The organism is Candidatus Sulfotelmatobacter sp. (assembly GCA_035498555.1).
Classification (GTDB): Bacteria; Eisenbacteria; RBG-16-71-46; order RBG-16-71-46; family RBG-16-71-46; genus DATKAB01.
Window position 1 is genome coordinate 1 of record DATKAB010000089.1, and the last position, 8,162, is coordinate 8,162.

Here is an 8,162-nt window from a genome sequence, read left to right on the forward strand (position 1 = left end):
GCCCTCGGCCTGCTCCTTGAGCGCTGTGTCCAGATAGGCGCGCAGTTGCTCGGGCCGCTCGCATCGATTGAGCGTCCAGCGCCACAGTTCGGGCTCGAGCCCGATCGCGAGCAGGCCGTCCCAGTGCCGCTCGAGCGACAGCGGCTCCATGCGCACGCGGCGGCCGTCGAGCGTGACCGGCGCCAGCGAACCGGGACCGCGATAGACCTCGATCGCGGGATAGACGTGCGCCTGCGTCGCGCTCATCGCCGGCCTTTTGTGGCAGCGCGCGCGCGTGTGCGTGCGCTCTTCCCGCCGCTTGCGCTACCTCGCGCGGCCTTCGCGCTTCGCGCTGCGCGCGGCTTCGCGTCGCCCGGCGCTTCCCGCTCGCGCACCGCGAACTCGAACAGGTCGGGCCGGTTGTAGTGCCCGGCCGCGTCGAAGATCCAGCGCGAGCCCGAGGTGCGGCCGGGATCGATCTCGGCGGTCAGGATGTCTTCGCGCTCGGCGAGAGGCCCGGCGATCACCAGCCCTTCCGGGTCCACGATCACGCTGTTGCCGGGATTGATCCACTGCCGGTCGGGCGGAAAGGTGTCCTTGAACTTGAGCCGGTCGGGGATCGCGTCGCGATGCACCGCCTGGCACACGCCGATCACGTACATGCGCCCCTCGCGTGCCACGTGGCGCATGCTCGCAATCCACTGCTCGCTCGCGTCCCAGGTGGGCGCGACGTGGATCTGGGCGCCCTGGTCGTAGAGTGCCATGCGGGCGAGCGGCATGTAGTTCTCCCAGCACAGGAGTCCGCCGAGCCGCCCGAACGGAGTGTCGTGCACGCGCGGCGCCACCGCTTCTCCCGCCGCCCACACCATCCGCTCGCCGCCGGTCGGCATCAGCTTGCGGCGATGTTCGACCAGCCCGCCCTGATCGTCGAACACCAGCAGCGTGTTGTAGAGCGTGGTGCGCGAGTGCCGCGTGTCGCGCTCGTCCACGCCGATCGCGACCCAGGCTCCCGCGGCCTTCGCGGCGCGGCCGAGTGCCTCGGTCACCGGTCCCGGAACGTCCACCGCGTTCTCCACCAGCTCGCGATGGAGCGCGATCACCTCGGCCCGGCGATTGAGCGGAAGCGTCCAGACCCAGGCCGGATAGGCGGGAATGAACGCCTCGGGAAGCACGATGAGCTTCGCGCCGGCGACCCCCGCCTGCGCGATCAGGTCGCAGGCCTTCTCGAGCGAGGCCTCCTGATCGAGGAACACCGAGGCCGCCTGAACCGCCGCGGCGAGAAAGGGTTTGGGACCGGCGCTCATGTTCGCCATCCTCTTGATCGGGGTACCGAAGCTCCGATCATGCCATGCAACGCGCTTGTGCGCAGCAGCGAAGTACGCCACCTTTGACCGCGTTTCGCACCGGGGGAGGCTCCGCGATGAAGAACATTCGGAAGGCCCTCGAGGTTCGCCGCAGACCGGTCCGCCTGGCCGACTGGAGTCCGCGCTCTACTCCGGGCTGCAAGGATCGCGACGAGGCGACGAAGCGGCTGGCCGCCAACCTCGAGCGGATCGACGCGCTCCAGTACGCGCTCTATGCCGAGGGCCGGCGCTCGCTGCTCATCGTGCTGCAGGGGATGGACACCTCGGGCAAGGACGGCGTCATTCGCAAGGTGATGACCGGCTTCAATCCCTCGGGCTGCAAGGTATGGCCCTTCAAGCAGCCCAGCGCGGAAGAATCGGCGCACGACTTCCTGTGGCGCATCCATCACGCCGCGCCGGCGCGCGGGCAGGTGGCGATCTTCAACCGCTCGCACTATGAAGACGTGCTGGTGGTGCGCGTGCACGGACTGGTGCCGCCCGAGGTGTGGGAGCAGCGCTATCATTCGATCAACCTGTTCGAAGAGCACCTGCACATGCACGGCACGCGCATTCTCAAGTTCTTCCTGCACCTGAGCCGCGAGGAGCAGCGCGACCGGCTGCTGGCGCGGCTCGACGAGCCCGACAAGCACTGGAAGTTCAGCGAGGACGACCTCGCCGAGCGCCAGCGCTGGCCCGAGTACGCGAAGGCCTACGAAGATGCGATCGGAAAGTGCAGCCCGAAGCACGCGCGCTGGTTCGTGATTCCTTCCGACCGCAAGTGGTACCGCGATCTGGCGATCTCCGAGATCGTGCGCGAGGCGCTCGAGGAGATGGATCCCCATCCGCCGCGCGTCAAGCTGGACGTGAAGAAGCTGCGCCGGATGCTGAGCTGAGTCATGACCGAGCCGCTCGTTCCCGATCCCGCCCCCGAGTCCCGCTCGGACGACCTGCTCCTCACCACCGAGCTGCTGCGCCGCGCCAAGGAGGGCGACGCTCGAGCGCTGTCCGCCCTCACCGCGCGCTACCTTCCGCGGCTCCAGCGGTGGGCGAGCGGAAGGCTTCCGCTCTACGCCCGCTCGCTTCTCGACACTTCCGACCTGGTCCAGGAGACCCTGATGCGGGCGGTCGAGGGCCTGGACGGCATCGAAGTCCGTGGGGCGGGCGGGTTTCAGGCCTACGTTCGCCAGGCGGTGCTGAATCGTATTCGGGATCAGATCCGGTGGGCTCGACGCCGGCCCGACGCCGAAATCATGGCCGAGGAGCTGACGGACCGGGCGCCTTCGCCGCTCGAACAGGCGATCGGATCCGACGTGCTCGAGCGCTACGAAAGCGCGCTCGCGCGGCTGAGCGAGGAGGAGCGCCAGTTGCTCCACCTGCGCATCGAGCTGGATTTCGACTACGAGGAGATCGCCTCCATGACGGAACGACCGAGTCGCGACGCGGCGCGGATGGCGGTGCAGCGCGCGCTGCGCAAGCTGGCGGAGCAGATGGGTCACGGCAATCCATGAGTTCCGCCGACGAGCGGCGCGACCCACTCGACGCGCTGGCGGGGTCGGTGTCGGACGATCGGCCGGTGGACTGGGACGGCGCCGAGTCGAGCGTCGGATCGCCGGCCGCTCAGGCCAGCGTCCGGGCGCTGCGCGAGGTCTCGAAGATCGCCGAGTTCAATCGCGAGCTGCAGCGCTCGCCCGAGCCGGGCAGCGCGGCCGGCGCCGCGACCGAAACCACCGAACCGAAGCGCTGGGGCGACCTGTTGCTGCTTGAGCAGGTCGGGAGCGGTATGAGCGGCCAGGTGTGGCGCGCCTGGGAGCCGAAGCTCCAGCGCGAGGTGGCGGTCAAGCTCCTGAATCCACGGCCCGCTGAAGCCGGAAGCGAATCCCACGCGCTGCTCGAAGAGGCGCGCGCGCTGGCGCGCGTGCGGCACCCCAACGTGGTGACTGTGTTCGGCGCCGGCGAGTTCGAGGGGCACCCCGGCCTGTGGATGGAGTTCCTGCGCGGCGAGACTCTCGATAAACGGATCGAGCGGCAGGGCGCGCTGCCGCCCGCCGAAGTCGCGCGGATTGGCCTGGAGCTGGCGCGCGCGCTGGCCGCCGTGCACGCCGCTGGTCTCGTCCACCGCGATCTCAAGCCCGCCAACGTGCTAATCGAATCCGACGGCCGCGTCGTCCTCACCGATTTCGGACTCGGCCAGCGCCGCTTTGTTCCCGAGGCCGAGCGCGTGCGGATTCCGGGCACGCCGATGTTCATGTCGCCGGAGCGGCTCGATGGCCAGTCCGCGACGCCGCGATCCGACCTCTATGCGCTGGGCGCGACGCTGTGGAGCGCGATCGCCGGCAAGAACCCGTTCACCGCGCGCACGCTCGCCGAGCTCGAGGCCGAGTCGCGCCGGGGTCCCTCCACCGCGCTGCACACGCTGCGGCCCGAAGCTCCGGCCGCGCTGACCGAGGCGATCGAGCGCGCGATGGCGCCCGATCCGAACGCGCGCTTCGCGAGCGCCGGCCAGCTCGCCGCCGCGCTCGAGCCGTTCGCGTCGCGCGACCGGCGCGCGCGTCGCCGCTCGTCGCATCCGGCGATGATGGCGTTCGCCGCGGCGTTGATCGCGACCGTCGCGCTGCTGGTGTTCATGCCGCGCTGGCTGGCGCAGCACACCGGGGCGCCGGCGCCGAGCGCAACCGCCCCTGCACCGGCGCGTGGCGCGGCCCCGAGCGTCGCGACTACATACGACGTCGAGGCGACGCTGGTGAGTCGCAGCGGCGGCGGCTATCGCCGGCTCTCGCCCGGCGATCGAGTGAGGCCCGGCGATCGGCTGTCGCTCGAATTCCGCTCCTCGCGCCCGGCCTGGGTGTATGTGCTCAACGAGGACGAGCGGGGCGAGTCGTACCTGCTCTTTCCCCAGCCGCTGTTCGACCGCGCCAATCCGGTGAGTGGCGACTCGCTGGTGGTGCTGCCCGGAACGGTCGGTGGCAAGGAGAACGCCTGGACGGTCACGAGCCGCGGCGGGCGCGAGCATTTCCTGGTGGTCGCGAGCCCGCACCCGGTGCCCGAGATCGAGGCCGAGCTGTCCCGCCTGCCGGCGGCGCGTCCCGATCGGCCGATTCAGTACGCGGCGATTCCGGCGCCGACCGTCGAACGGCTGCGCGGTGTCGGCGGCGTGGCGCCGCTGCCGGCGGATTCGGCGCCGCGCCGCTCAGGAGCCTTCGAACGATTCGAGGAGCTGGCCGGACGCGAGACCGGCGTTCACGGCGTCTGGGTGCGACAGCTCACCCTCGAGAATCCGCTGCGCTGATCGCCGCCGGCCGAGATCGCGCCCCCGGCTAGCTCTTCACCATGTAGTACATGGCCTGCGGATGGTGGACGATCAGCGCGCTGGTGCTGGCCTCGGGCACCAGCTGATAGGCGCTCGTGAGCGTCACGCCGATCGCGTCCTCGGGCTTCAGGAGCTGGAAGAGCTTCGCCTGGTCGGCGAGATCCGGGCAGGCGCTGTAGCCGAACGAATAGCGCTTGCCGCGATCGGGCTCGAGCCCCAGTTCCTTGCGGATCCGCGCGTGATGCCACTCGGCGAGGCCCTCGGCCGCCGATACTCCCAATCCGTGGACGAACAACGCCTCGGCGTATTCGCCGCGCTGATTGAGCGCCGCGCCCAGCTCGTCCACGTAGGGGCCGACCGTCACCACCTGCAGCGCCAGCACGTCGAAGCGGCTGGAATCGGCGGGCAGGAAGTAGTCGCTCAGGCACAGGCCCTCGCGCTCGGCCTGGCGCGGGAAGGTGAAGCGCACGACTTCCTCGATCTTGCCGCGGGGGTTGAGCGATCCGGGCGCGAACGCGGACGGATCGTAGACCAGCAGATCCTGGCCCTCGCTCTGCACCGGGAAGAAACCGTAGACCGCGGAGGGTTTGATCCAGCCTTTTTCCTCCGCCTCGCGCTGCAGGCGAATCCGCCGCGGCTCGAACTCGTCGCGGATCAGCTTCTCGACCTCGGGGCCGCTGCCGCGCGCGCCCCAGTGCAACCGGTAGAGCGTCTTGAGATCCATCCCCGCGAACATGCCGGCGAACGCGATGTCGCGCGGCGGCGTCACGCGCGCGCCCCAGAATGGCGGCGCCGGCACGCTGACGTCGCGTGACACCGACACTTTGAAATCCTGCTGCCTGGCGCTCGATTCGGCGGCGCGCTGTTCCAGCTCGGCGGAGCGGGTCTTGAACTCGAACGCCTCGCGCCTGGTGCGCTCGATCAGCTCCCCGCGCTGGCCCGGGTCGCCCAGGGCGCTCACGGTGTCGAGACCCTCGAACGCATCCTTGCAGTAGAACACCCCGGGCGGATAGAACACCTCGCCGTCCACCAGCGCCGCGCGCCGGCCGAAATTGCGATTGATCGCCGCGCCGCCGATCAACACCGGCACCTTCATGCCGTTGCGGTGCAGCTCGGCGACCGCGATCGGCATCTGCCTGCTGGTCGAGACCAGCAGCGCCGAGAGCCCGATCGCGGTGGCGTCCACCTCGCGCGCCTTATCGAGAATCTTCTGCACCGGCACCTGCTTGCCAAGATCGAACACGGTGTAGCCGTTGTTCGACAGGATGGTCTTCACCAGGTTCTTGCCGATGTCGTGCACGTCGCCGTAGACCGTGGCCAGCACCACCCGGCCCTTGGTGACGTCGGCGCTCTTCTCCAGGTAGTTCTCGAGCTGCGCCACCGCGCGCTTCATCACCTCGGCGCTTTGCAGCACGAACGGCAGGATCAGCTCGCCGGCGCCGAACTTGTCGCCTACCTCCTTCATCGCCGGAAGCAGAACGGTGTTGAGCACCGTGACCGGATCCTGGCGTTTCACCGCCGCATCGATCAGGGCCTCGATGCCGCCGGGCTTGCGGTGCAGGATCTGAAAGTGGATCTTCTGCTCCACGCTCATCGCGGCTTCAGCCGCCTGGTCGGCCTTCTCGCGCGTCTCGGCGGTGCGGCCTTCGAAGCGCGCGATGTAGCGGGCCAGCGCTTCCGGGTGCCGGTTGAAGACCAGGTCGTCGGCGAGCGCGCGGTCCTCTTCCGCGATCTCGGGATAGGGAATCACGTCGGCGGGATTGACGATCGCCATGTCGAGTCCGGCCTGAACGCAGTGGTAGAGGAACACCGAGTTCAGCACCGCGCGCGCTTCCTTGCCGAGACCGAATGAGACGTTCGAGACGCCGAGGCTGGTGAGCACCCCCGGCAGCTCGCGCTTGATCAGGCGAATGCCCTCGATGGTCTCGATTCCCGACTGCAGGAACTCGGCATCGCCGGTCGCGAGCGTGAAGGTGAGGTCGTCGAACACCAGCCGCTCGGCGGGCAGGCCGAACTCTGCGGTGACGATGTCGTGGATGCGGCGCGCTACCTCGAGCTTGCGTTCGGCGCTCTTGGCCATGCCGGTCTCGTCGATGGTCAGCGCGATTACCGCCGCCCCGTACTTCACGACCAGCGGCATCACCGCGTCGATGCGCTCGCGGCCGTTCTCGAGGTTGATCGAGTTGACCAGCGCCGAGCCGGGGTAAGCGCACAGCGCCTCCTCGATCACGCGCGCCTCGGTCGAGTCGATGACCAGCGGCGATTCCACCGAGAGCGCCAGCTTCTTCACCAGCCGGCGCATCATCGCCGCCTCGTCGGTGCGCTCGGTCAGCGCCATGCACACGTCGAGCGCGTGCGCGCCGCCTTCGACCTGCTCGCGCGCCACCGGAACCATCTCCTCCAGCCGATCCTCGAGCGCCAGGCGTTTCACCTTGCGCGAGCCCTGGGTGTTCAAGCGCTCGCCGATCAGCAACGGCCGCGGCTCCTGGCGCATGGCGGTGGCGGTCATGCCGCTCGACAGGAACCAGGCGCTGCGCCCCGGACGCGGGCGCGGCGTGCGATGGACACCGAGCGCGGCCACAATCGAGCGGATGTGATCGGGCGTGGTCCCGCAACAGCCGCCCACCGCGTTGACGCCCAGCTCGGTGACGAACTCGCGCAACGTCTCGGCCATCGGCTCGGGCTTCATGGGGTAGACCGTGCGCCCGCCGTCGTTGATCGGCAGCCCGGCATTGGGAATGCAGTGCACCGGCGTGCTGGCGTTCTGGGTGAGATAGCGGATCGAATCGCGCATGAGATCGGGACCGGTCGAGCAGTTGAGCCCGATCACGTCCGCGCCCATCGCTTCGAGCGTGGCGAGCGCGCCGCGGATGTCGGTGCCGAGCAGCATGCGGCCGGTGGGGTCGAGCGTCACCGAGCACTGAATCGGCACGCGGCGTCCGGTGGCCTCGAACGCCTCGCGCGCCGCCAGCATCTGCGCCTTCATCTCGAGAATGTCCTGGCAGGTCTCGAGGATCAGCAGATCGGCGCCGCCTTCCAGCAGTCCCGCGGCCTGCTCGAAGAATGCCGGCACCAAATCTTCAAGGCGGAGCTTGCCGAGGTCGGGATCCTCCGAGGAGGGCAGCATCCCCGACGGCCCCATCGAACCGGCCACGAAGCGAGGCTTGCCATCCGACGCGATGTAGCGATCCGCGACCCGGCGTGCGATCGAGGCGGCGGCGCGATTGATCTCGCGCGTGCGTTCAGCCAGTCCCCACTCTTCGAAGCGGAGGCGCGAAGCCTGGAATGAATTGGTCTCGACCACCTCGGCGCCGACTTCGAAATACGCGACGTGCACGCCCTCCACCACGTCGGGCCGCGTAATGCTGAGGTAGTCGACGCAGCCTTCCTTGCCGCCGTAGTCGGCGGCGGACAGGTTGGCGGCGTGGAGCTGCGTGCCCATGGCGCCGTCGAACACCAATACGCGGCGACTCAACAGATCGAGATAAGGGCTCTTCATGGGCGGGAAGCGCACTCCTTGCCGGGCTCGCGGC

General features: G+C 69.2%; 6 protein-coding genes. 3 read left to right on the forward strand and 3 right to left on the reverse strand.

The features are described from left to right. A partial coding sequence (locus VMJ70_08150; protein ID HTO91089.1) for a hypothetical protein occupies window positions 1–246 on the reverse strand: 246 nt, incomplete at its 3' end. Beyond that, complete coding sequence (locus tag VMJ70_08155) at window positions 243–1,283, reverse strand: carbon-nitrogen hydrolase family protein (GenBank protein ID HTO91090.1); 1,041 nt, start codon at window positions 1,281–1,283, stop codon at window positions 243–245. The genes VMJ70_08155 and VMJ70_08150, both read right to left, overlap by 4 nt. Window positions 1,284–1,399: 116 nt before the next feature. Between VMJ70_08155 and VMJ70_08160 the strand changes: the two genes are divergently transcribed. The 3 genes from VMJ70_08160 to VMJ70_08170 are packed head-to-tail and all read left to right on the forward strand — an operon-like array spanning window position 1,400 to window position 4,608. Further along, window positions 1,400–2,215 (forward strand): polyphosphate kinase 2 family protein, encoded by an 816-nt coding sequence (locus tag VMJ70_08160; protein ID HTO91091.1) that lies wholly within the window; start codon window positions 1,400–1,402, stop codon window positions 2,213–2,215. 3 nt (window positions 2,216–2,218) lie between these two features. Continuing rightward, the gene (locus tag VMJ70_08165; protein ID HTO91092.1) at window positions 2,219–2,830 is read left to right on the forward strand and encodes a sigma-70 family RNA polymerase sigma factor; all 612 of its coding nucleotides are present in this window, start codon (window positions 2,219–2,221) and stop codon (window positions 2,828–2,830) included. Beyond that, entirely contained in the window at window positions 2,827–4,608 is a 1,782-nt protein-coding gene (locus VMJ70_08170) for a serine/threonine-protein kinase (protein HTO91093.1), read from the forward strand. The genes VMJ70_08165 and VMJ70_08170 overlap by 4 nt, the downstream gene beginning before the upstream one ends. A 28-nt stretch (window positions 4,609–4,636) precedes the next feature. On the opposite strand, the gene metH is transcribed toward VMJ70_08170, so the two are convergent. Then, window positions 4,637–8,162 (reverse strand): methionine synthase (gene metH / locus VMJ70_08175; GenBank protein HTO91094.1); only part of this gene is annotated, 3,526 nt, incomplete at its 5' end.

Coding starts and splice junctions, on each gene's coding strand:
- VMJ70_08155 (HTO91090.1), bottom strand. CDS start 1,283: ATGAGCGCCGGTCCCAAACCCTTTCTCGCCGCGGCGGTTCAGGCGGCC.
- VMJ70_08160 (HTO91091.1), top strand. CDS start 1,400: ATGAAGAACATTCGGAAGGCCCTCGAGGTTCGCCGCAGACCGGTCCGC.
- VMJ70_08170 (HTO91093.1), top strand. CDS start 2,827: ATGAGTTCCGCCGACGAGCGGCGCGACCCACTCGACGCGCTGGCGGGG.
- VMJ70_08165 (HTO91092.1), top strand. CDS start 2,219: ATGACCGAGCCGCTCGTTCCCGATCCCGCCCCCGAGTCCCGCTCGGAC.